16 protein-coding genes are annotated in these 22,567 nt (G+C 30.2%); 10 read left to right on the plus strand and 6 right to left on the minus strand.

Annotated features, from left to right (window positions below; all coding sequences use genetic code 11):
• Positions 1-221: 221 nt before the first annotated feature.
• Positions 222-1,190 carry a tryptophan--tRNA ligase gene (gene trpS / locus Q1A46_RS00490; RefSeq protein WP_299672760.1) on the minus strand — a complete coding sequence of 323 codons (969 nt, stop codon included), beginning with the start codon at positions 1,188-1,190 and terminating at the stop codon, positions 222-224.
• Between the two features lies 1 nt (position 1,191).
• Complete coding sequence (locus tag Q1A46_RS00495) at positions 1,192-1,992, minus strand: hypothetical protein (protein ID WP_299672763.1); 801 nt, start codon at positions 1,990-1,992, stop codon at positions 1,192-1,194.
• Positions 1,993-2,072: 80 nt separating this feature from the next.
• On the opposite strand from Q1A46_RS00495, the gene Q1A46_RS00500 reads away from it, so the two are divergent.
• Both Q1A46_RS00500 and Q1A46_RS00505 read left to right on the plus strand, forming a co-directional pair.
• Positions 2,073-2,861 (plus strand): 1-acyl-sn-glycerol-3-phosphate acyltransferase, encoded by a 789-nt coding sequence (locus Q1A46_RS00500; RefSeq protein ID WP_299672766.1) that lies wholly within the window; start codon positions 2,073-2,075, stop codon positions 2,859-2,861.
• Complete coding sequence (locus Q1A46_RS00505; protein WP_299672769.1) at positions 2,836-3,477, plus strand: hemolysin III family protein; 642 nt, start codon at positions 2,836-2,838, stop codon at positions 3,475-3,477. The genes Q1A46_RS00500 and Q1A46_RS00505 overlap by 26 nt, the downstream gene beginning before the upstream one ends.
• Here the strand turns inward: Q1A46_RS00505 and Q1A46_RS00510 are convergent, their stop codons facing one another.
• Complete coding sequence (locus Q1A46_RS00510) at positions 3,478-3,948, minus strand: CYTH domain-containing protein (RefSeq protein WP_299672772.1); 471 nt, start codon at positions 3,946-3,948, stop codon at positions 3,478-3,480.
• 68 nt (positions 3,949-4,016) lie between these two features.
• Between Q1A46_RS00510 and Q1A46_RS00515 the strand changes: the two genes are divergently transcribed.
• The 5 genes from Q1A46_RS00515 to Q1A46_RS00535 all read left to right on the plus strand — a co-directional run bounded on the left by Q1A46_RS00515 (position 4,017) and on the right by Q1A46_RS00535 (position 10,334).
• Entirely contained in the window at positions 4,017-6,338 is a 2,322-nt protein-coding gene (locus tag Q1A46_RS00515; protein ID WP_299672775.1) for a two-component regulator propeller domain-containing protein, read from the plus strand.
• The gene (gene recO, locus Q1A46_RS00520) at positions 6,338-7,060 is read left to right on the plus strand and encodes a DNA repair protein RecO (RefSeq protein ID WP_299672778.1); all 723 of its coding nucleotides are present in this window, start codon (positions 6,338-6,340) and stop codon (positions 7,058-7,060) included. The genes Q1A46_RS00515 and recO overlap by 1 nt, the downstream gene beginning before the upstream one ends.
• A 3-nt stretch (positions 7,061-7,063) precedes the next feature.
• A complete protein-coding gene (locus Q1A46_RS00525) occupies positions 7,064-9,535 on the plus strand; it encodes a TonB-dependent receptor domain-containing protein (protein WP_299672781.1) in 2,472 nt (823 codons plus the stop codon).
• An 8-nt stretch (positions 9,536-9,543) separates the two neighbouring features.
• Positions 9,544-9,825, plus strand: a complete 282-nt coding sequence (locus Q1A46_RS00530; RefSeq protein ID WP_299672784.1) for a DUF3817 domain-containing protein — start codon at positions 9,544-9,546, stop codon at positions 9,823-9,825.
• A 281-nt stretch (positions 9,826-10,106) separates the two neighbouring features.
• Positions 10,107-10,334, plus strand: a complete 228-nt coding sequence (locus Q1A46_RS00535) for a hypothetical protein (RefSeq protein WP_299672787.1) — start codon at positions 10,107-10,109, stop codon at positions 10,332-10,334.
• A gap of 182 nt (positions 10,335-10,516) precedes the next feature.
• Here Q1A46_RS00535 and Q1A46_RS00540 read toward each other — a convergent pair whose 3' ends face one another.
• Both Q1A46_RS00540 and Q1A46_RS00545 read right to left on the minus strand, forming a co-directional pair.
• Positions 10,517-12,982, minus strand: a complete 2,466-nt coding sequence (locus tag Q1A46_RS00540) for a DUF5686 and carboxypeptidase regulatory-like domain-containing protein (RefSeq protein ID WP_299672790.1) — start codon at positions 12,980-12,982, stop codon at positions 10,517-10,519.
• A gap of 419 nt (positions 12,983-13,401) precedes the next feature.
• Positions 13,402-16,029 (minus strand): AsmA-like C-terminal region-containing protein, encoded by a 2,628-nt coding sequence (locus tag Q1A46_RS00545; protein ID WP_299672793.1) that lies wholly within the window; start codon positions 16,027-16,029, stop codon positions 13,402-13,404.
• A 117-nt stretch (positions 16,030-16,146) separates the two neighbouring features.
• Here Q1A46_RS00545 and queG point away from each other — a divergent pair, with 117 nt between their 5' ends.
• The gene (gene queG, locus Q1A46_RS00550; protein ID WP_299672796.1) at positions 16,147-17,082 is read left to right on the plus strand and encodes a tRNA epoxyqueuosine(34) reductase QueG; all 936 of its coding nucleotides are present in this window, start codon (positions 16,147-16,149) and stop codon (positions 17,080-17,082) included.
• Between the two features lie 38 nt (positions 17,083-17,120).
• On the opposite strand, the gene Q1A46_RS00555 is transcribed toward queG, so the two are convergent.
• Positions 17,121-17,747: a PAS domain-containing protein gene (locus tag Q1A46_RS00555; protein ID WP_299672799.1), complete on the minus strand. Its 627-nt coding sequence runs from the start codon at positions 17,745-17,747 to the stop codon at positions 17,121-17,123.
• A gap of 135 nt (positions 17,748-17,882) precedes the next feature.
• Between Q1A46_RS00555 and glpK the strand changes: the two genes are divergently transcribed.
• Together glpK and Q1A46_RS00565 are read left to right on the plus strand one after the other, a co-directional pair.
• Positions 17,883-21,053 (plus strand): glycerol kinase GlpK, encoded by a 3,171-nt coding sequence (gene glpK / locus Q1A46_RS00560; RefSeq protein ID WP_299672802.1) that lies wholly within the window; start codon positions 17,883-17,885, stop codon positions 21,051-21,053.
• A 14-nt stretch (positions 21,054-21,067) separates the two neighbouring features.
• Positions 21,068-22,504, plus strand: a complete 1,437-nt coding sequence (locus tag Q1A46_RS00565) for a DASS family sodium-coupled anion symporter (RefSeq protein WP_299672805.1) — start codon at positions 21,068-21,070, stop codon at positions 22,502-22,504.
• Positions 22,505-22,567 lie beyond the last annotated feature (63 nt).

Consider the following 22,567-nt stretch of genomic DNA (forward strand, 5'->3'; position numbering starts at 1 on the left):
AAAAAGACATTTAAAATATATAGTTGTTACACTAAAATTTTTAGTGAATAGTGTTCTTTAAAAATCAAATTATGAATTTTTAAATAGAGAAATTGAATTATTTTCCCAATAGTAAATTATTGTATCTGAATAGAATGATTGTTGCTAACATGCAATTATAAAAAGCAAAAGCTTCTAAGAAACATTCTTAGAAGCTTAAATTTATATGATTTAGTTTATAACTAGTAACCTACTTTTGCACGTACACGTTGTAGAACATCCTGAGCTACTTTTCTAGCTTTTTCAGCACCAATTGCTAATGCTTCGTCAATTTCATTTTTGTTCTCCATGTAGTGATTGTATTTTGAACGCACATCAGCAAACTTATCGATAATCAATTCGTATAAAGCCTGTTTTGCATGCCCATAACCATAATTTCCACCTTCATAATTTGCGCGCATCTCAGCAATTTGCTCATCAGAAGCTAATAATTTATACAAAGCAAAAACATTATCTCCATCAGGGTTTTTAGGTTCCTCTAAAGGAGTACTATCCGTTTGGATTTTCATGATTTGCTTACGTAACTTTTTGTCTGGTAAAAAGATATTAATCACGTTATCACGAGATTTACTCATTTTTTCACCATCAACTCCAGGAACCAATTGTGTATGTTCTTGAATTTTTGCCTGAGGCGGAACTAAAGTTTCCCCAACAACATTATTTAATCTTTCTGCAACATCTCTTGTCATTTCTAAATGCTGTAATTGATCTTTTCCTACAGGAACAATCTCAGCATCATATAATAAGATATCAGCAGCCATTAACATCGGATAAGTAAATAATCCAGCATTAACATCTTCTAAACGGTCTGCTTTATCTTTAAAACTATGAGCAAGTTTTAATCTGTTGTATGGAAAGAAACAATTTAAATACCAAGTTAATTCAGTTACTTCAGGAATATCACTTTGACGATAAAATACAGTTTTATTCACATCAATACCACAAGCTAACCAAGTAGCAGCTGTGCTATATGTGTTTTCACGTAATTGATTTCCGTCTTTAATTTGAGTTAATGAGTGCATATCTGCAATAAATAAAAACGACTCGTTTTCTGGCTGATTTGCCATTTCTATTGCTGGTAAAATTGCACCTAATAAATTTCCTAAATGTGGCGTACCAGTACTTTGTACACCAGTTAAAATTCTAGACATTTTATTTTGTTTCTTTTAATATTAAAAAGTCAAACCCATATCCATGATGTAATAATGGTTCTTCATAGATGGTTTCACTTATTTTGTCAAATTTTATATTTGGTTTGTGTTCTTTTGCCAAAATTACAACATCATACTCATCTTTAGGCTTTTTATTAGGATCATTTGTGATCCATCCCATAGATATTTCATGACCAGTTCCTACATGACCAATAACAATCTCAATATTGTTTGCTCTATAAACTCGAGTAGAACTTAAATAATAGGCTTTTAAATTATCGGTAAATGTAGCACTTCTTTTAAACTCTTGAAAAGCATTAAGACTTATTAGGTGTTTTTTTGATTTATAAATTAAATAATCCTTCTTCTTTTTAATATTGTTTTCTAAAGTAAGTATGTTACATTTCTTCTGAAAGTCGCAAAAAGAAATATATTCAGGATTAAATAATGTGATATTTTTATTTTGTGAGACTACGGCTTTTAATTTTTTCTGAAAGACTTCAGTTAATTCCTTAAGATAATGTTCAGCTTCAACAACTATTTTTTCAATTTTGCCCTTTGAGATTATTTGTCCATTTAAAGAGTAAGTGGAAATATAATATTTTAGATGCCATCCAATTTTAGGAATTTTAAACTCGGCTGTTTTATCAAAAAAATCTGTTCTATGAATATCTACAGTTAAAGTGATAATATTTTGATTTTGAATTCCAATAGGAAATATTTTATATTGATAAGCAGAATTACAAGCATCAACGAGTAATGATTGTAGTATCAAAAAAAGACAAATACAATAGATTTTCATTAGCAAAGTTTTTTTAAAATCGGTGAAACAAAAATAACCTTTAAATCTACCAAACAAAAGAAATTACTACATTAGCAACTATGAAATACATAAAAATTCCCTTTCTATTATTATGGCGTGCATGGTTTTATGTATTAATGTTTGTAGGTATTGTTTTATTGTCACCAATACTAATTATATTATCTTCAAATGAAAAACTATATCCGTACTTTTGGAAGGTAGCGCGTTACTTTTCATATTTTCTAGTTTTTGCGATGGGATTTCGTCTTGAAATTGAGCGAGAAGAAGAAATAGATAGAAACAAAAGTTATGTGTTTTGTGCGAATCATACTTCATTTTTTGATATTTGGTTGATGATTATCATGAGTAAAAACCCGATTGTTTTTGTTGGAAAAAAAGAGTTGGTTAAGATTCCTATTTTTGGTTTTTTTTACAAAAGAGTGGTGATTATGGTTGATAGAGGAAGTGCTGAAAGTAGAAGAAAAGTCTATGGTTTAGCTAAACAAAGATTAAGTGATGGAACGAGTGTGGCAATTTACCCAGAAGGTTTAGTGCCAGAAGAAGAGGTAGTGTTAGCTCCTTTTAAGAATGGAGCTTTTAGTTTAGCTATAGAATTTAAAATACCAATTGTACCACAAGTGTATTTTGATTGCAAACGTTCATTCTCATGGAATGTTTTTAAAGGTGGTCCAACGAAGTTACGTGTAAAACAATATAAATTTATACCAACAAGTTCACTACAAATTGAAGATCGTCGTCAATTAAAAGAAGAAGTTTTTGATTTGATGTATAGCGCATTAGTGAATGATAAACAATACATGAAAGACACGAATAAAGTATTACATGCAAAGCAGAAACAAAGTAAGTGAGTATAGTAAAGAAGAAGAGTATTTAAATGTACTCACGCATGCAATTGGTTTATTTGCAAGTTGTATTGCATTTCCTTTTTTGATATTTAAAGCGTGTTGCTATGTTAATGTTTGGTATCAAATAAGTTTTATTATTTACGGAATAAGTTTAATAACACTATATGCGGCATCTACATTTTATCATAAAGCAACAGATCCAGTTAAAAGGAAACGATTAAAAGTTTTCGATCATGCAGCAATTTTTATGCTTATTGCAGGAAGTTATACTCCTTTTTGTTTGGTTGCTTTAAAATCTGATTTAGGTTTACGAATGTTTTTAATTGTTTGGACTTTCGCTCTGGTAGGAATAATTTTTAAATTGTTTTTTACAGGGAAGTTAAAACATGTATCTACAGTAATGTATGTGTTAATGGGGTGGTTAGTAGTATTTTTTATTCAACCATTAATGGAAAGCTTATCTACAGAAGGAATTAATTATTTAATCGGCGGTGGAGTTTTTTATACTATTGGAGCTATTTTGTATTCAATAAAGAAAATACCTTTTAACCACGCTATTTTTCATGTTTTCGTATTGTTAGGAAGTCTTTGCCACTTTTGGGCCATTTATAACTTATAACTACCAATCTTTGTAAGGTAATTTACTAATGTTAGAATTGTAATATTTAGTTTCACCAGTAACTTCTTTATCTAACCAATCTGGTTTTACAAAGTTTTCGTCTTCACTTGAAAGTTCTATTTCAGCAACAATTAAACCTAAGTTATCACCTAAAAATTCATCTACTTCATAAGTGTGATTATCTATTACAACAAGATATCTGTGTTTTTCAATAATTCCTTTTTCACATAAATTGAATAAATCCTCAGCTTCTGTTTTAAGTATTTCTTTTTCCCATTCAAATCTTGTGGTCCCAGAAGAATTTGATTTTCCTTTAATAGTTAAAAAGCCTTGATCATCTTTTAAACGAACTCTAACCACACGTTCTTTATCAGAATTTAAAAATCCTTGTTTGATATACACTTTTTTTGAGGCTTCGTTTATAAATCTATTATCTTTTACTAAGAATTTGCGTTCTATTTCAACACTCATAAGATCAAGTTCTATTTTGTACGAATGTATCGCTTTTATCGTTATTATTAAATATCTTTGAAGCAATTATGAAGAAAATCTGTACACTAATAGCCTTGTATTTTTTGTTGTTATCTAATGCGCAAAATGATTTTAGTGATCGTTGGGAAGATTTCTTTTCATATAATAATGTAAGAGGCTTTGTTATTAATGGTGAGAATGTCTTTGCATTAACAGATAATGCGGTTTTTTCATACAATACAACTACAGAGGAGTTAAGGAAATTATCTTCTGTTAATGGTTTATCTGGTGAAACGACTTCAGCAATTCACTATAATGAAACTTTTGATAGAATTGTTATCGGATACGAAACAGGTTTGGTAGAAGTAATTAGTGATGATGGTACAGTTACGGTTTCACCTGATATCGTAAACTTTAATCAATCTGGTTTAAAAAGAATTAATGATATTTTTGAGCATAACGGACAATTATTCATAGCAACTTCATTTGCAATTGTTTTATATGATATTGAACGTTTAGAATTTGGTGATACTTATTTTATTGGTCCAGGATCTACTAGTGTAAATGTAAACCAAATCACTATTTTAAACAATGAAATTTACGCTGCTACAGATAATGGAATATTTGTGGCAGATATCACAAGTCCTAATTTGATTGATGCAGCAAATTGGGAACAAAGATTCACAGGGATTTTTCAAAAAATCACATCTTTTTCAGGAAATGTTTATGCAGTGTCTAATCGTAATTTAGTCAGGTTAAACGGAACAACACAACAAAATGTACTTACTTTTCCTGAAAACATTAAGGACATAAAAAGTTCTGCTACGAATTTAGTAGTATCACTATCAAGTTCAGCTAATGTTTATAACACTTCACTAGCATTACAAAGCACTAATACAACATCTAGTAGTTTTGATTTTACATTAAACACTGCTGTTGTTAATAACAGTTCAATTTTACTAGGAACATCAGAGTTTGGTTTATTAAATGCTCCTTTAGGGTCACAATCTTACACAGAGATTCACCCAGATGGACCATTATCTAATCAAGTTTTTTCTATTGATGTTTTTAATAATAATCTTTGGGTGTTATATGGGGGGTATGATGTAACATTTACACCTTCTCAGATACGTCAAGGTTATTCAAGATTCAACGGTGAAACATGGTTAAATACACCTTTCAATCCAGCTAATCCATTTGGAGATTTAGTAAGTATTACGATTGACAAAAATAGCGATAATAGGGTTTTTATAAGTTCTTTTGGAGATACTGGAGCTGTAAATACGCCATTAACTGGTGGTTTATTTGAAGTTGTGGATGATAACATTTCAAATTTTTATAATCATTTAAATAGCCCTTTAGAAGATATTGTTCCAACAGATCCTTCTCGAGTTACTATCCGTATTGGTGGAACAGCGCTAGATAGAGAAGGAAACTTATGGGTGACGAATATTTTAGGTTCATCAAGATTGAAGAAGTTATCACCTGCTGGAAATTGGACAAGTTTTAATATTAATGAGTTGTATGTTCAAAATAGGCCTGGTATGGGAGAGATAGCAATCGACAATACAAATACGGTTTGGATAACTACCAGAAGTAATGGATTGTTTGCTTATAATGAAAATGGGGATAGAAAAAGAGCATTAACTACAGAGCCAACAAGAGGAAGTTTACCAAATAGAAATACAAGAACTATTGCTATCGATAATAATAATAGGTTGTGGATTGGTACTTTATCTGGTTTAGTAGTATATAACAACCCGGCTTCTATTTTTGATGCAAATGTTTTCGATGCAGAGCCAATTATTATTTTAGATGATGGTATTGCTAAAAAATTATTGGGAGATCAAACCATAAATGCTATAAAAGTTGATGGAGCTAATAATAAATGGTTTGGAACAGATAATGGAGGTGTTTTATATACAAATCCTAATGGTCAAAATACTTTAGCAAATTTTAATAAAGACAACTCACCGCTACCTTCAAATAAAATTTTAAAAATTGCTGTAGATGAATTTACAGGAAAGGTGTTTTTTGCTACAGACAAAGGTATAGTTGCTTATAACAGTAATGTTGCTCCTTTTGGTGATGAGTTAAGTGAGGTATATGCATATCCGAACCCTGTTTTAAGTAATAACGACCAAGTAACTATAGCTGGTAGAAATGGAACTAATATTCCTAAAGGAACTAATGTGAAAATATTAGATGCTTCTGGAAATTTAGTGTATGAAACAAACGTTGTTGAGGGGCAACAAGTAGAAGGAGGAAAAGTAGTTTGGAATAAAAGAAATTTAGCAGGACAAAAAGTTGCTTCTGGAATTTACATCGTATTATTAACTACCGAAGAAGGAGAAGAATCTGCTACAACCAAAATTGCAATTGTAAACTAATGGCAGTAGTTTCTACAAAAGCAATTGTTTTTAGTGCTATAAAATACGGAGACTCTAGTTTAATTGTAAAATGTTTTACAGAAGAAGATGGAGTTAAAACTTACATGATAAGAGGTGTTTTAAAATCAAAAAGAGGAAAACTAAAAGCAGCATATTTTCAACCGTTAACTTTACTGCAATTAACTGCAAACCATAATAATAAAGGGACTTTAAATTCTATTAAAGAAGCACAGGTTTTACCAATGTATGAAACGATATATATGTCGGTTGTGAAGCAAACTATAGTGCTATTTATTTCAGAAATTTTATCCAATATTATTCAAGAAGAAGAGAAAAACGAAATGCTGTATAACTATATTGAAACAGCCTTGATTTGGTTAGATACTCATGATTCAATTTCTAATTTTCATTTATTGTTTTTACTTAATTTATCACGTTTTTTAGGGTTTTATCCAGATACTACTCATACAGAAAGTTTAGGGTTTAATTTATTGGAAGGAAGCTTTACTAATTCACTTTATGACAAAACAACGATAAGTGGTAACGATTTTATTTTATTCAAAAGGCTGTTAGGCATAAATTTTGATGCAATTCATACAATTTCATTTAATAAAAAAGAAAGACAGAGCGTACTAAAGCTAATAATTCGATATTTTGAGTTACATTTGGAAGGTTTTAAAAAACCAAAATCTTTAGACGTTTTAGAATCAGTGTTTAGTTAACCCATGAGGAGGATATTTTTACTTTTTTTATTAGTTTCTACTACCTTATTTTCACAAGAAGTTACCGTTTATGATGCGGAAACTGGTAAGGTAATTGAAGCTGTTGCAGTTTTTAATAAAAATAAAAGCAAATCTGGTGTTACCAACGAAAATGGTAAAGTAGATCTTACGATGTTTTCAAATGAAGTTATTTACTTTTCACATGTTTCTTATGCCGAATTTTCAAGTAAAAAATCAGTGATTTTACTTAATAATAATGAAGTTTTTTTATCTAAAGAATCAGAGCAATTAGATGAAGTTGTAGTTTCAGTATTTAAGAACAAAGCAAAGACTAAAAGAATTGCAGAGCAAATAGAAGTAATTAAAGCCAGAGAAATACAAAAGATAGCAGCACAAAGTTCTGCAGATGTTTTGGCAAATGTTCCAGGTATTCGAGTGCAACGATCACAATTTGGAGGAGGAAGCCCAGTGTTAAGGGGTATGGAAAGTAATCGTGTGCTTTTAGTTGTTGATGGTGTTCGAATGAATAACGCAATTTATAGAAAAGGACATTTACAAAACTCAATTACTGTTGCTCCAAGTATGCTAGATAGAACAGAAGTTGTTTTTGGTCCAACCTCAGTTACTTATGGTTCCGATGCTTTAGGTGGTGTAATTCATTATTATACTAAGACTCCGAAACTATCTAAAAATAAAGAAGTAAAAAGTAATTTTTTCTCACGTTTCTCAACTATAAATAATGAAATTACAAATCAAGCTTCTGTAGAATTACGTTTTCCTAAATGGGGAAGTTTTACAAGTGTTTCACATAGTGATTTTGGTGATTTAAAAATGGGAGAAAATAGATCTCATGGATTCCAAGAATGGGGAAAGATTACATATTTCTCTGAAAATGTAGGAAATCGTTTCGTATCAACTCCAACATTAAATTCAGATCCAAACCTTCAAAGAAACACAGGATATAATCAAACAGATATTCTTCAAAAGTTTTATGTGCCACTTTCTAAAAGTACAGATCTTAAAATAAACATTCAGTATTCGACATCTTCTGATGTTCCTCGATTTGATAGATTAACAGAACTTACTGATGAAGCAGATCCATCTACATTGAAATTTGCAGAATGGTATTATGGTCCGCAAGACCGTTTGTTAATTTCTCCACAATTAGAAATTAATCCAAAGAAAAAATGGATGAAGAGTGGTGTGTTTACATTGGCTTATCAAAATATTAAAGAGAGTAGAATTCAAAGGAAATTTGGTAGTTTACAAAGATCTTACAGAGAAGAAGAGGTAGATATTTTTAGTCTTAATGGTGATTTTTCAGTTCCATTAGCAAAACATAGAGATTTAGGGTATGGATTCGAAGTTGCCTATAATGATGTAAATTCTAATTCTTTCGGAAAGGAATTAAATGTTGTAAATAATGAAATCATAGGTTTTAACGGTGATTTTGCAGTACAATCTCGTTATGCTGATGGAGGAAGTAGTTATTTAAGTTCTGCTTTGTATGTTGATTATAGGCAAGATATATCTAAAAGGTCAACATTAAATTCAGGTATACGTTTAACTAATACACAGCTTAGAGCAAAATGGATAGATGATACATTTATTACTTTACCAGATAATGATATCAGTTTAAGTAATACAGCTGTAACATTCAGTGTAGGTTATGTTCATAAGCCAGCGAAAAATTGGAAATTGAATGCTGTAATTTCTTCCGGGTTTAGATCTCCTAATATCGATGATGTTGGAAAGGTAAGAGAAAAAGGAGGAAACGTAACTGTGCCAAATGTGAACTTAAGACCAGAACATGCTTATAGTGGAGAAATAGGACTAGAAAAGTATTTTAACGATAGGAAGTTTAAAATTGGAGGTAATGTTTATTACACTTTATTAACAAATTATATCTATCGAGATGATTTTGTTTTAAATGGTCAGTCTACAATTAGATTCGATGGTGTAGATGGTAACAATATTGTAGCAAATGTAAATAGAGATAATGCTTATGTAACTGGTTTTACAGTAAATTATCAGGGGAAGCTTTTCAAAAACTGGACAACTACTGGTTCTATTACTTATACAAAAGGAAAAACTTTTGATACAGATCAACCAATGTCTTCAATTCCTCCATTATTTGGGAATTTTGATGTGAATTACGTGACTAAAAAAGTAGAAGCAGGAATTAATTTCCGTTTTAATGCAAAGAAAGATATTACTGATTTTAATATTGATGAAGGAATTGACAACCACGAACAAACTCCAATAGTAGATATAAATGCAACTGAGGAAACTGAAAGATATTTTGGTTCTCCAAGTTGGCAAACATTAAGTGCTTTTGCAAGATATAATTTGAGTAATAATTTTAGCTTACAGGCAAGAGTAGATAATATTTTTGATGAGCACTATCGTGAGTTTGCGTCTGGAGTTTCTGCTCCTGGAAGAAACCTTTCAGTGAGTTTATTCGCTAATTTTTAATATTAATTATGATCAATATATTTAAAATAGTAAGTTTTTTAGAAGGATTATCGTACATTCTTTTACTATTTATAGCAACACCAATTAAGTACATTTACGATGATCCTACCTATGTTAAATGGTTAGGAATGCCTCATGGATTATTATTTATTGGTTATTTAGCTTTAGCAACTCTTTTAAAGGTTGAACTAAAATGGAGTGTTAAAGATTTTCTTATAGTTTGTCTTTTAGCAATTATCCCTTTCGGAACTTTTTTCGTTGGAAAATATTTAAAGGAAGAAAAAAAGTAACCAATACAACTTTCTAATTTCAGTTCATTTTTTATTCAAAAAATAAACAACATTGTTTTACAGTGATGTTTAATTCTATTGTTTTTGATATTTCAAAAGGAAAACATCATGTAATAAAAAAGGGAATTTAACAGTGTTTTAGGGGGAGATTCCCTAGTGCTTCTACTTTCAGAAAATAATAGTTTTATCACACATTTAAAACCTCATTCGCGAAGAGTAGACGAAAAACTTGATTGTCTATAAAAGTTCAAGAATTAATTAACTATTATAAATTAAATCTTATGTTACAAAACATTTTAAAATTAGAAGGAATCGAAGTATTAGACAAAACCAGTCAGCAAGATGTTAAAGGTGGCGGGCTTTTTAATAGAGATTATTTTGCATGTCAATGTGGTAATAACACAAATACTTTTCAGGTTAGAGCTTGTAATTTGACTAGAGCAGAAAGAAAAGCAGATCGTAAATGTCCAACAGGACAGTCTTCTAGTTGTGTGCAAACAAATATCTAATTTGTTAATAATACATAGCTAAAAATAAAAAATGACGAGTCATGAATTTTCATGACTCGTTTGTATTTTAATATGCTATATAAATGAGTTAATTCGGTAGATATCCATATTGAATTAAATGTTCTTTACAAGAGATCTTTTTTAAATTTCTATTATCTAATAATTGTACTTCATTAATCTTATTAATCAAACAGACTAATTCCGAAAAGGAAACGATTTTCTTTTATTCCATTAAAATTAGATTGCACAAAATCAAATCGTAAAAAACGCCATTTTCCCCAACCAATATTATCCAAACCAATAGAGTATTCAGAATAAGGTTTTCTACCTCCAGAAAAGTATCCTTTGGCTCCAATTACAGTATGAAAATTTAGTTTATTAATCAAAGGAATTTTATTTAGTAAAAAACCTTTAAAGTTATGTTGTGTATGCATTTCGGCGTAACTGTCGTTGGTGCTAAAATCATAATAAGGCATAATAAAAAAGCTGCTTAAACGATCGGAAGGAGCTAAATCTATTTCATTTGCTAAAGGATGGTAAAAATCCATAAAAGGAATGTTTTTTTGTTCTAAAAATATTCCACCTCTAAGGTTGTAGTCAAAGTCACCAATATTCCCCAAAGAAATATATTGCGTTAACCTTGAGAAAAGAAGATCAGAATGGAACTCAGAATTTTCTGATCCAAATGTTTTTCTGTATCCTAAAGTTAATGTTGGGAATTTATTGCTTCTTACTGTAAATCGAGAATCCGGATAACTAATGTATTTACTTCCAAAATTTATAGTTGTAGCTATTTGAGCTTTAATAATTCGATGTTTTGTAAACGAAACAGAATTAGAAGTTGGATCGATAGGGTTGTTAGTTTCAAAAGTTCCGTCTCTATTAAAGAAAGAATAATTTGTAGTGTTTACTACTGGTTTTCTATCAGCATATTCTGCACTTGAAAATAATTGAACTCCAGGATATAATTCTTTAGAGAAAGATACAGATGCAAAAGATTTTGAGAAAAACTTAGCAAAATTTTCCCTGAACATTAATGAGTAAAAACTATTATTTAAATTGCTCACAGGATCTCTTTCATCAAATTGACTTAATTTATTTCCTGCAGAGATAGAAAGTCGAGGTTTATCTATGTTGTTCCATTTTTTATAAAAGCTAACAACCGGACGAAATTTTTTGTCTGAAAACCCGTAATTCACAGACCCACTTACACTCCAAACATTTCCTTTATCATTTACTCTTTTGTAATAAGATATTTCTGGATTAAAATTTAATCCTTGTATTGTGTTGTATCGAATGCTTTCTATAAAACCATTAAAACTTAACGACCATTTATCATAACTATTACGATATGTATATCCTAAAACAGGAGATAGTATTTTAAACTTATTACTTTTTGTATCTACAGAATCTAGATACTTTTTAGATTTACGAACAACTTTAATACTATCTTTTACTAAGTAATCTGTTTGTTCCTCCAAGGTTAAAGGAACACTTCTTAATTCATTCCAATATACCGAGTCTTTTTTAGTGGCGTTATTTTCAAAAGAAAGAATTTCTTTTCCAAAAGTTTCAGTATTAAATTCTGGTGAGAAATTATAATTTGAATACGATGCAGAGAATCTTCCGTCTATGTTAAAACCTAAAAAACCAACTTTAAAATCTATAGTTTGTAATAGTAATGCCCAAATGCCAGATTTTGGCTCGTAATTATAGTTTTGTTTAATATGTAAAACATCAATGGCTGGATTATTAATTTGTGCTCCAGTAATGGTTAAATCTGCTCCATAAATAGCCCAGTCATCCTCTACAACATAAATATGTCCACCAAAAACACGATCGTTTTCTCTTCTAGGAATAATTTTAATTTTATTAATTAATTTCCCATTTTCATCATAAAAACTACCAACTAGTTTAAACTTGTAATAGCTAAAAGTGTAGTTAGAAATAGGAGAAAAAATATCGGTGTCTGCTACTGGTACTAAATTTTTATATAGATTAAAGTTAACATCAGCAGCTCTGTTGAAAGAGATTCCATTGTCTTGTCCACTTACTTTAGATGCGACAATAACTTCTTTAAAGTTTTTAGGTCTTTTTTGATACCAAATTTTTGAAATAGTTTCAGAAAGATAAATAATTCCACTACGTGTAGAATCTAATCCACCACCTAAATCTCCAATTTCTTGACCTAATATCTTTTTAGGTGCATTTTTAATTTTAAATAAACCTCTTGAATAAAAGTCTGCTTTGTATTTACCCGATTTATTGGTGTTTTTTTCTTTGCTTGCAATTACTTTTCTAATGATTACATTAGCCGGGTTTTCTGTTGAAGAAACTGTTACTTCTTCCAGTAACTTTTCTTCTTCAGCCATTTTAATATTCAGTTCAAAAGGAAATTGATTAATGGTAACTTCTTTTTTTACAGTTTTAAAACCTAAAAATTGAAATACAACTGTTTGTTTTCCTTTTTTTGAAGTAGGTAACTCATAAAAACCATTGTCATTAGTTGTTGTTCCTTTTAAAGAATTTTCTAAATAAATACTTACAAATGGTAAAGGTTCATTGTTTTTGTTGACCACTTTACCTCTAATTTGTGCAGAGCTAAAAAATGAAGTTAAAAAGAAAAGAACTAAAGTAAAGTTTTTCATAATCAATAGTTTGGTTTTTATGTGGCAAACATAATTGAATTATTTATGAAATATTATTTAGGAAATGTTAAAGAATGTATTGAAAGTAAAATGAGTACAACAGTAATATTGACGATTTACTATTGTACTCAATTAAACAAGGGACTATTAATACAACTATTTACTGCTGGCTTTTTATATTATTACTTAATATCGTTAACTATTAATTAGAAGTACCAAGGGACATGACATGTAAAACAAATAAAATATCTGTAGTATATGACTTATTTTAAGTTACGAAAAGAACTTAAATGAGTAAGTAAGCTTCAAGGAGCGAAATAAAATTTTTCATAATAGGGGATATTAAGCTTTAAAGTCTAAGCTAAAATTGCATTCATTCAAATATAAAAAATAAAAACCTAAAAATCAACTATTTACAATTAATTTTTTTTCTTTTCATCTTTCTTTTTCTTCTTTTTGCCAAATAAACCACCTAAAACATCTTTTACAGCATTTACTGTATTATCTTTTTTATTATCGGTAGCAGAAGCTTTATTGTTTTTATTTCCTAATAAACCACCTACAGCTTTGTCTAGTAGTTTGTTTTTTTGTTTTTGAACCAATTGAGTAGTTAAGTTACTAACAGCCGATTTTAAGTCTGTTTTTACCGATGGGTTAGTAAAGCTTCCTGAAAAGTTTGCTGTAACAGGAACTTTCACGTTTTGGTCTTTACTGTCTAGTTTACCAAGTAAATTACTAACTTCACTTCCTAAGTATTTTGCAGGAACATTAAAAGTAGCGTTATAATCCATTAATTGATCAAAACCATGGCTACCTCCAACTTGAATGTCAATATCTTTATATTTTAGGTTGAAAGGTTTTACATTCACTTTTCCATTATCAAAAGATAAATTAGTTTTAATGTCTTTTAAGTTCAGTTGTTTTAAATCTACGAATCCTAAGTTTTGATCTAATAAGCTTAAAGCTTTGGAGTTTTTAGGTTCTACATTTGTTGCTAATACTTCCGCTAAAGCTTTACCAGTCATAGAAGTTAAATTAGGTGTAAAATCATCATTAAGATTTCCAGATAAATTTAAATTGGTGTTTAATTTTCCTTGTAAAACATCGGCAATTGGTGAAAGCATTTTAAACAGTTCAATGTTTTTAAATGATTCACTGATGTTAAAAGACTTAATTCCCATATCCATATCAAATACAGGCTGTTCTTTTTGAGTATTTACAGCTCCGTTTAAGGCTATAGTTCCACCAAACATATTTCCATTTACATTTTGTAATGTAGCTTTTTCATCTTTTATAATTAACTTTCCTTGAACATTAGAAAGTTTTAAATTATCGTAATGAACTTCTTTTGCAGAAGCGTTTACAACACAATCTAAAAATGCTGGGATTTTAAGTTTTTCTTTAGGTTGTACTTCTTTGTTTTCAGGAGTTTCTTTTTTAGGTGTTTCACTGGTTTCAGTTTCAGCAACCATAAAATCACTAACTTTAAAAGAGTTAGAGTTTAAGTTAAAGTTTCCTTGTAAATTTTTATCTGAAAGCAAAAAACCTAGTAAATTATTAATTGTACCAGTGGCATTTAAATCACTTGTACCAGTAACGGCATTAAATTTTGTTAATGATATTTTTTTAGGAGCAAAATCAACTTTTGCTGCATTAATTTGTATTGGATTGGCAACTTGTTCTCCGCTAAATAAGAAGTCTTTAATTTCTAAATTACCACTATTTTTTATACGTTGGTATTTATTATTTTGAACAGCATCAATATCGAAGCTAGAAGTTAAATTTGCTGTTATAATTCCGCTTAAGTCGTTTTTAAGCTCTAAAGGATATACTTTATCAATATGACTTAAATCAATTTTTCCATTAACAGTAGAGTTGATATAAGGATTCTTAGTCAAATTACTCACTTTAGCATTTCCACTAAACTCATTTTCATCAATTTTAAAGGCTAACTTTTGCAGATTAACATAAGTATCATCTACATTTCCAGTAGTGTTTTTAATTTGAGTGTTAATGCGAATGTTTTTTACGCTTTTTGGTAAACTAGGATATTTGAATGAAGCGTTGTTAGAGGCAATCGTTACATCAATTTTAGGAATAGTTGTTTCTGTAACTTTTCCGTCTACTTTACCAACAATACTAAAATCACCAGTAGTTTTTACATCAGAAATATTCTTAGCGTATTCTTCTGGAATTAAAGCTAAAAAGTTTTTAAAGTCAGAAGACGGAGTTTTAAAATTCACATGAACTTCTTGGCTATTGTCCTTATTTAATTGAACAAATCCATCAAAAATTAACGGAAGCTGATTGATATGTGCCTCGTTTTTTAAGAATGAATATTTAGAGTTTTCTAAATCTAAAGCTAGTACAGCATTCAAATCTAAATGTTGATTCTTAACTAACGCTTTTCCATCTTTTTCAAAAAGGATATTTGTTGTTGTTTTTGTGTCAAGTTCTGTTGTTTTTTGAGAAAAATCTCCACTTCCAGAATGATTGAAATCAGATAAAACTACATCCATTTTTCCTTTGTCGTCGTGGTATCTTAAAGTTGCATTAGTAATTGCATATTCTTTTAAAGACAAACTAAAGTTGCTGCTTTCTCCGGTAGCTTCTTCAGTTTTTTCTTCTACTGCTTTAGACGTGTCTTTTTTCGCAATGTCATAATTTGCATTTCCTTGTTCATTAATATGGATTTTTACTAAAGAATTATCAATAGTGAACGAGTTTATATTTAACTGACTGTTAGAAGATTTAAAAACCTCAGTAAGTTTAAGTTTAATTTTTACAGATTCGCTGTAAAGTAATGTATCACCTTCAAAAGGCTTAAAATTGGTAACCAAAACATCTTTTAATTCTACAGAAGCTTTAGGGAAGTTTTTAAGTAAACTCAAATTAGCATCCGCGAATTCAACTTTAGCATTTACGTTATTGTTAATTGTTTCTTTTATAAGAGCAACAATTTTATCTTGAAACATGAAAGGAATTGCCGCTAGCGCAACAATGATTACGACTAATGTTATGACTACAATTTTGACAATTTTTTTCATGATACTTACTTTTTTATTACAACGATTTATATTGGGGTTTATTGGATTTACATTTAGTAAATGAATAACAAAGTTAAAAGTTATGAGTAATTTTGTAGTTAATAAAAAGTTTAATTTTTGAAAAAAACTGCAGAATATTCTCAATTCATAAAAAAAGAAGCTAAAAGGTTGGGTTTCATGTCTTGTGGTATTGCTAAGGCAGATTTTTTAGAGAAAGAAGCTCCGCGTTTAGAAACTTGGTTAAAAAATGGTTTTCATGGAGAAATGCATTACATGGAAAATCATTTCGATAAACGTTTAGATCCTAGGCTTTTGGTAGAAGGAGCAAAGTCAGTGATTTCATTATCGTATAATTATTTTCCAGAGGAAGTTCAGAGTTCTGATTCGTATAAATTAGCAAAGTATGCTTATGGAGAAGATTACCATCATGTTATTAAAAATAAACTTTTTGAATTATTAGAATCTTTACGAGAAGAAATAGGAGAGATTAATGGCCGTTGTTTCGTTGATTCTGCCCCTGTAATGGAACGTTCTTGGGCAGAGAAAGCTGGTTTAGGTTGGAATGGAAAACATACTTTATTAATTCAAAAACAACAAGGATCTTTTTTCTTTTTAGCAGAGTTAATTATTGATTTAGAATTAGAATACGATCACCCTTTTGAAACAGATCATTGTGGGAAATGTACACGATGTATAGATGCTTGTCCGACAGATGCAATATTGCCTAATAATCAAATAGACGGAAGTAAATGTATTTCGTACTTAACGATTGAGTTGCGTGATAATATTCCGAGTCAGTTTAAAGAAAACATGGAAGATTGGATGTTTGGTTGTGATATTTGTCAAGATGTTTGTCCTTGGAATCGTTTTTCAAAACCTCATAACGAACCATTATTCAATCCAAAAGAAAATTTATTAGGATTAGAAAAAAGAGATTGGGAAGAATTAACCCAAGAAACGTTTAGTAAGGTTTTTAAAAAATCTGCAGTTAAAAGAGCGAAATTTAAAGGCTTAACAAGTACTATAGATTTTATAAAAAAAACTACACCGTAAGAAAGTTAACTTAAGGTGTAGTTCACACAAATCAACAATCAACTCATTTCGTATTCAGTTACAAAAAACCAGTTGAGTCCCTTTTTAAATATATTTTCTCTTTTTGCTATGGCATTTCTTTTCTTTTGTTTTGCAACTTCTTCTTCAAATAAATCAAGAACAAATTCATCATAACTTTTGCCTATTTCTTCGTTTAAATATGCATTAAAGTATAGTTCGCTTGCCTTTTCTCCTTTTAATTTTTCTATTTCTACTAGTGTTTTATAAATAGGTTCTATTTTTTTGATAACACTATTTGGTACAGCTTTTCTTCTGCCAGTATAACCTGTAATTTCATTTTTTTCATTTCTGTCTATAATGAAATCTGTAATTACCCAATAGTATTTTCCAGATTTAGTTCTGTTTTTCACAATAGCATGAAAGTTTTTTCCATCTTTTAAAGCTTTCCATAAAACTTTAAAAGCAACTTTAGGCATATCAGGATGTCTTATAATGTTATGAGGTTCTCCAATAAGTTCAACTTTGCTGTATTCAGAAGCTTCACAAAAAACATCATTAACATATAATATCGTTCCAAAAGCATCTGTTTTACTAACAATGGTTTTTTCTTTATTCCATTGTACTTCTTCATCTATTGTTTGTTGAGTCGGGGGGATGTGATTCATAGTATTAGTATTTAATGTTTGATAACAAAAATCATAAGATTAATAATGCTAAAGAATGATATTTGTCATGTTTCTTTTAGAATGATTCATTTTAACTATTTTAGGAGAAACTAATTTGAATCTGAATTTACAGGTATGCAGAAGAAATATATTGCGGCTTTCGATCAAGGTACAACAAGTACTAGAACTATAATTTTCGATACTAATGGAGAAATTGTTGGTATTGGACAAAAAGAACTAACACAACATTATCCAGAATCAGGTTGGGTAGAGCATAACCCCATTGATATTTATAAGGATCAGTTAGAAACATTCAAAGAAGCAATAAAAAAATCGAATATAAATCCTGCAGAACTCTTAGCGGTTGGAATTACAAACCAAAGAGAAACAACTGTGGTTTGGGATAAAGAAACAGGAAAGCCTGTTTATAATGCAATTGTTTGGTTAGATAAAAGAACTAAAGCGATTTGCGAAGAATTAAAAGCTAAAGATTTATCTTCTTACATTCAGGAAAATACAGGATTGATTATCGATTCTTATTTTTCTGGAACAAAACTAAAATGGATTTTAGATAATGTTGAAGGTGTTAGAGAAAAAGCAGATCAAGGTAAATTATGTTTTGGTACGATTGATAGTTGGTTGATTTATAAATTTACCAACGGTGAAAAACACTTAACAGACCATACCAATGCATCTCGAACAATGTTGTATAACATCAAAGATTTGTCTTGGGATGAAACTATTTTAAATGCTTTAGATATTCCGAAATCATTATTACCAAGTGTTCAGCAGTCTTCTTCTGATTTTGGTAGTATTAATTTTGAAGGTGAACAAATTCCTATTTATGGAGTTGCTGGTGATCAACAAGCTTCATTATTTGGTCAAGGCGGATTTAAATCTGGTATCGCAAAAAATACTTACGGAACCGGCTGCTTTATCTTATTAAACATCGGAAGAAAGCAAGTTGTTTCTAATAACGGATTATTAACGACTCTAACTTGTACTTTAGAAAATGAACCTACGAAATATGCTTTAGAAGGAAGTGTATTTGTTGGTGGTGCTTCTATTCAGTGGTTAAGAGATCGTATGAAAATTATAGATAAAGCTTCCGATACAGAAGCGATTTGTAATAGTATTCCATCGTTAAAAGGTATCTATGTAGTTCCTGCGTTTGCCGGTCTTGGAGCGCCTTATTGGGATCAAGAAGCGAAAGGAAGTATTTATGGAATGACCTTAGATACCGGTAGAAATGAAATTATAAAAGCAACTGTTGAATCTTTAGCTTATCAAACAAAAGATGTAATTAATGCAATGATTACCGATAGTAGTAAAGAAATGATTACGCTAAAAGTTGATGGTGGAGCGAGTGCGAATAATTACTTAATGCAATTTCAGTCTGATATTTTAAATGTTGAAGTAGATCGACCAAAAATGATTGAAGTTACCGCTTTTGGAGCTGCTTTGTTAGCTGGAATTAAATCTGGAGTTTGGACATTAGATGATATCGATACTATACGAAAAGTCGATACGATTTTTCAAACAAAAATGACTCCGAAAGCTAGAAAAAAGAAATACAAAGGATGGCTTAAAGCAATTGAAAAAACACAAACAAAAGGAAAAAAGAAAAAGCAAAAACCAATTCGATTTTCAGTTTTAGATAGAGAACGACAGCTAAAAAAAATGAAATCCACAGTTTTTGATTTAATCATTATTGGAGGAGGAGTTACAGGAGCTGGAATCGCATTAGATGCTTCGTCTAGAGGAATGAAAGTGTGTTTGATTGAAAAGAATGATTTTGCCTCAGGTACAAGTAATAAATCAACGAAACTGATTCATGGTGGTTTACGTTATTTGAAACAATTGGAAATTGGTTTGGTTAGAGAATCAGGTACAGAGCGTGCTATTGTGCATCAATTAGCTCCACACTTAGTAATTCCAGAGAAAATGTTGTTGCCTTTAATTGAGGGTGGAACTTATGGTAAAATGATGACTGCAATCGGATTAAAAGTCTATGATTTATTAGCAAATGTAGATGGTGACGATCGTAGAAGAATGTTGGATAAAAAACAGACTTTAGAAAAAGAGCCACTTTTAGATGAAAGTATCACTTTAGGTAGTGGTTATTACGCAGAATATAGAACTGATGATGCTAGGTTAACAGTAGAAATTTTAAAGAAAGCAACAGAATTTGGAGCCACAATTGTGAATTATTGTGAAATGGAATCGTTTGTCTACAATAGTGAATCAAAGATTGAAAGTTTAAACTGTATAGATCACAATACTGGTAAAACATTAAATATTAAAGCAAATAATTACGTGTCTGCTGCTGGTCCTTGGGTAGATACATTACGTAGAAAAGACAATTCATTAAATAATAAACACCTGCATTTAACCAAAGGTGTGCATATTGTATTTCCGTTAGAGAAATTACCAATTAAACAATCAATTTATTTCGATGTTCCAGATGGACGAATGGTTTTTGCAATTCCAAGAGGTCGTTGCACATACGTAGGAACAACTGATACAAATTATGCTGGTGATTTAGATAGAGTAGTGGCAACTGCTACTGATGCTGAGTATTTGTTAAGCGCGATTAATAATATGTTTCCTGAAATTCATTTAACAATTGATGATATTGAATCAAATTGGGCGGGATTACGTCCTTTAATTCACGAAGAGGAAAAAGATCCGTCAGATTTATCAAGAAAAGATGAGATTTTTGTTTCAGATACAGGTTTGATTTCTATCGCAGGAGGAAAATTAACAGGATATCGAAAAATGGCACATCGAGTAATTGATGCTGTTTTAAAAACCATGAGTGAAAAGCGTAGGAGATCAGTTAAAAAATCAGAAACAGAACATATTTCATTAGTGAATCCGTCAATGTCTTCTTCGGAAGAAGTTCAAGCTTACGAAAAAGAATTGGAAACTAATTTGGCGAACTTAGGCATTGATGATGAAGATTATGCTTGGTATTTGGCTACAAATTTTGGAAAGAATGCAAGTAAGATTTTAGAGCGTTTTTCATTTTATTTATCAGGAACAATCGAAGAGCGTTTCATTCGTGCAGAACTTTGGTATTGTATTCATTTTGAAATGGTAAATGGATTAGCGGATTTCTTTGTAAGAAGAACAGGAAGATTGTATTTTGATATTCACAGCATCTTTAAATACAAAGATTTAGTGCTGAAAGATTGTGTTAAAACATTAGATTGGGATCGTAAACGAGTTGAGCACGAAAAGCAAATTTTACAAATGCTTTTAGATGATGCAACAACGTATTATGAAACAGAATTTAAATCATAAAGAATGCATTTAAAATGAAATACCCAATTGCTAAAAGAGTAGGTTTACTTTTAGGGCCTGTTTTCTTTTTGATTATTAGTGTTTTGCCTTTTGAACTTGTTTCTAATAGTGGAGATAAAGTTATTAGTGTTGCACTTTGGATGATTACATGGTGGATTACAGAAGCAGTTTCAATTTCTGTAACTGCATTACTTCCTTTGCTTTTATTTCCTTTGCTGAAAGTTATGCCGATGAATGAAGTTGGTTCCAATTATGGAAGTCCGATTATATTTTTATTCTTCGGAGGATTTGTAATGGCCTTAGCTTTAGAGAAAGTGAATTTGCATAAACGTATTGCGTTATCTATTATTAAATTAACAGGAACAACACCCAAAAAAGTGGTGTTAGGTTTTATGATTGCTACTGGATTGTTAAGTATGTGGATTAGCAATACGGCTAGTACAGTTGTTATGTTGCCAATAGCTTTATCGGTAATTCAATTATTGATAGATGATGAAGATGGTTTTACAAAAGACGATAAGAATTTTGCAGTTTCAGTGATGTTAGGAATTGCCTTTTCAGCAAATGCAGGAGGAATAGCAACAATTATAGGTACGCCACCTAATTCTGTTTTAATAGGTTTTTTAGAAAATGAGTATAACATAGAAATCTCTTTTTTAGAGTGGATGACTATCGGTCTTCCATTTTCTCTAATAATGATTTCAGTTGTGTATTTGGTGTTGGTAGAGTTTATGTATCCAAATAAAAATTTAAAATTTAAGGCTTCTCAAGAAGTAATTCATACAGAATTAAAAAAGCTTGGAAAAATATCAAAACGTGAGAAGTTTGTCTTGTTGGTTTTTGCTTGTGCTATTTTTTTATGGATTTTTAGAGCGGTAATAAATAAAGTTTTTCCAGAATTAAAGCTTACAGATACAATGATTAGTGTATTTGCTGCATTGGCAATTTTTGCGGTTCCATTCAATTTCAAAAAAGGAGATTTTATATTAAACTGGAAAGATACTGAGAAGCTTTCTTGGGGGATATTAATATTGTTTGGAGGAGGTTTAGCACTAGCTAAAGGAATGTCGAGTAGCGGAATTGTAGATCAAGTTTCTAGTGCAATAGCATCGTACAATTTGGGTGTGTTTTTAACAGGTTCTATTTTAATATTCTTAATGTTATTTATGACAGAGTTAATGAGTAACGTAGCTTTAGTTGCAGTTTTAGCTCCGGTAGTGGCAGGAATAGCTTTAGGGTTAAATATTCCGATAGTGAATTTATTAGTTCCTGTAACGATAGCAAGTAGTTGTGCTTTTATGTTACCAATGGCAACGCCACCGAACGCAATTGTATTTGCAAGTGGTTATGTAAAAGTAAAAGACATGATGAAAACAGGTTTAATTTTAAATTGCTTAGCTGTTTTATTACTGATAGTTATCTTCAAATACATCTTGCCAATTTTACTTTAACGCATATTTTTTTAATCAAACCTCAAAAGTTATAACAAAACAACTATATTTATTTTTTAAATA

The sequence above is a fragment of the uncultured Tenacibaculum sp. genome (assembly GCF_947502995.1).
Lineage (GTDB): Bacteria > Bacteroidota > Bacteroidia > Flavobacteriales > Flavobacteriaceae > Polaribacter.